Annotated in this window: 3 protein-coding genes; all 3 read right to left on the reverse strand. The window is 59.5% G+C overall.

All coding sequences use genetic code 11. From position 1 onward, the window contains the following. Nucleotides 1–692, reverse strand: a 692-nt coding sequence (locus tag AAAB16_RS01810; RefSeq protein WP_340661794.1) for an amino acid ABC transporter ATP-binding protein, incomplete at its 3' end; no start/stop codon positions are given. Nucleotides 693–701: 9 nt separating this feature from the next. Continuing rightward, a complete protein-coding gene (locus tag AAAB16_RS01815) occupies nt 702–1,442 on the reverse strand; it encodes an amino acid ABC transporter permease (RefSeq protein WP_340661795.1) in 741 nt (246 codons plus the stop codon). 260 nt (nt 1,443–1,702) lie between these two features. Further along, nucleotides 1,703–2,524 carry a transporter substrate-binding domain-containing protein gene (locus tag AAAB16_RS01820; RefSeq protein ID WP_340661796.1) on the reverse strand — a complete coding sequence of 274 codons (822 nt, stop codon included), beginning with the start codon at nt 2,522–2,524 and terminating at the stop codon, nt 1,703–1,705. Nucleotides 2,525–2,617: the final 93 nt, after the last annotated feature.

A 2,617-nucleotide genomic window follows, 5' to 3' on the forward strand; every position in this document is an offset into this window, starting at 1 on the left:
TGCTTGGGCTGTTCGAAAAACTCGGTGGGCGGCGCGGTTTCCACAATCTGCCCGGCATCCATAAACACCACGCGGTCGGCAACCTTACGAGCAAAACCCATCTCATGGGTCACACAGAGCATGGTCATGCCTTCGAGGGCCAGCTCGGTCATGACCTCCAACACTTCGCCGACCATTTCCGGGTCGAGGGCGGAAGTCGGCTCATCAAACAGCATCACTTTCGGGTTCATACATAGCGCCCGGGCAATGGCCACGCGCTGCTGCTGGCCGCCGGAGAGTTGGCCGGGTTTCTTATGTGCCTGAATGCCGATATGCACGCGGTTGAGGTAACGCAGCGCCTGTTCTTCGGCTTCGGCGCGCGAAGTGCCGCGTACTTTCATCGGCGCCAGGGTGCAGTTTTCCAGCACGGTCAGGTGCGGGAACAGGTTGAAGTTCTGAAACACCATGCCCACTTCGCGGCGCACATTGGCGCTGCCGGCTTTGCTGGCCACGTCCTGGTTTTCCACGGTGATGGTGCCGGTGTCATGGGGTGCCAGGCGGTTGATGCAGCGAATCAAAGTGGACTTGCCCGAGCCCGACGGCCCGCAAATAACAATTTTCTCGCCCTGGTTAACCGACAGGTTGATGCCTTGCAGCACCTGGAAATCGTCGTAGCGCTTGCCGACATTTTCTAAGCGGATGATCTCGTTCATATCGTCTCCTTAAATCCGGCGCATACGGGCGAGGGTGCGTTGTACTAGGCCGACGCTTTTACCCGCTGTGCTGACTTCATCCCACGACAGGCGCCGTTCCAAGCGGCCTTGCAGCCAGGTCAGGGTGTAAACCATCACCAGGTAATAGACCAACGCCACCGCGTAATACTCGGAAAACTGAAAGGTGGTGGACACGGTTTGCGACGTCACGGCCATCAACTCCTGCAAGGAAATCACCGAAGCCAGCGAGGTGATTTTCAGCAAGGTGATGAACTCGTTGGCCGTTGGCGGAATGGCGATACGTGCGGCCTGGGGCAGGGTGACGTAGCGGAAAATCTGCCAGGCCGACAAGCCCAGGGCATGGCCGGCGGCGTGCTGGCCTTTGTCCAAGGCTTTTAGCGCGGCGCGGTTGATTTCCACCTGATAGGCCATTTCATTCAGGCTGAGGGCGATCCAGGCAGCAAAGAACGGCGTGAACCAGGCTTCGCGAAAAATCGGAAAAAACTGCGGCAGGGCGTTCCACACAAACAGCAACTGCAACAGCGTGGGGGCGCCGCGAAACACGCTAAGGATGGCGCGCAGGACAATCCGCAACGGATTGGGCGGGCCGTCCAGCGCCAAGGCAGCAGGGATCGACAAAGCGATGCCCACCGAGTGGGCGAGTAGGGCCAGCAGCAAGGTGATGCAGGCGCCCTTGAAGAACGGGTAGGAAAACAGTGCGTCCCAAAAAACGGCAACGTCGAAATGCATGGGGGTGGCCCCTATAGAGCGGTAAGAAGCGCTGACCTAATGGGCTGGCGCAGGAATTCGGTGCAACACGATCAGCTCCCTCGCCCCCTTGGGGAGAGGGCTGGGGTGAGGGGGTGGCGGCTAGCTTTGGGTGTTGGGCCTTGACCCTCACCCCCGGCCCCTCTCCCGCAAGCGGGAGAGGGGAGCAGAGCGGTTGAGTTTATTCGCCTCACCCCCAGCCCCTCTCCCGCTAGCAGGAGAGGGGAGCAGAGCCGTTGAGTTTATTCGGCCGCGCCTTCAACGTTCACCGGATCAAGCTTCCACTTCTCGCTAATGGCTTTTAGCGTGCCGTCTTCTTTAAGCGATTTGATCGATGCGGCCACTGCCGCTTTGTTCGCCGCATCCGGCAGCAGGTAGGCGCCAAATACGTCTTTCTCTGGGAAGGTGTAGAGCGTCTTGAATTGCCCCGGTGTTTGCAGTTCGCGGTAGGCGATTTCGGTGTCTTGCGACAGGCCGGCCGCCGCACGGCCTACCAGCACCTGTTGCGCGACATCGCTGCCTTTGGGGTAGGTCTGAATAGTCGCGGCGGTTTTGCCAGCGGCTTTCAACTCGGTGTTGAGCTTTTCCATAATCCCGACATAACGGGTACCCGATTGCACGGCCACCACTTTGCCGGACAGGTCTTCCAGCTTGCTCAGGGTCAGGTCGCCCTTGCCGCTGCCAAACACCACGGTGGCGCTGGCCAGGTACGGTACGGCGTTGAGTTTTTGCGTGCGTTCCGGGGTGATCAGTGCACCACTGATGACCACGTCGCAGCGTTTGGCGTCGAGGCCAGGCAGCAAGCCGGTGAATTCGGTGACGATAAAACGTGCTGGCACACCCCAGGTTTTCGCCATGGCGCGGATCAGGTCAGCATCAAAGCCGCTGGGCTCGCGGTCGCCGGTTTTTTCGAAGAATTCCAGCGGCGGGAACGTCGGGTCGGAGCAGACATTAAAGCTGCCACCGCTGACAAAGGACGGTTTTTCAGCCGCTTGCGTAGCAGGGCTAAGAGCGGCGGCCAGCAGGCCGAGAACAGCGATAAGGCGAGTTGAACGGGTGCGCATCGGTTATTCCTCAAGGGGCTGGGTGCATCTGTTATTGGCAGTTCAAGATTCAGGCCAGCGAGGGCCTGTGGAGCCGTTTGTTGTTATGCAAAA

Origin of the sequence: Pseudomonas sp. (assembly GCF_037994325.1) — a bacterium.
In the GTDB taxonomy this organism is placed as follows: domain Bacteria; phylum Pseudomonadota; class Gammaproteobacteria; order Pseudomonadales; family Pseudomonadaceae; genus Aquipseudomonas.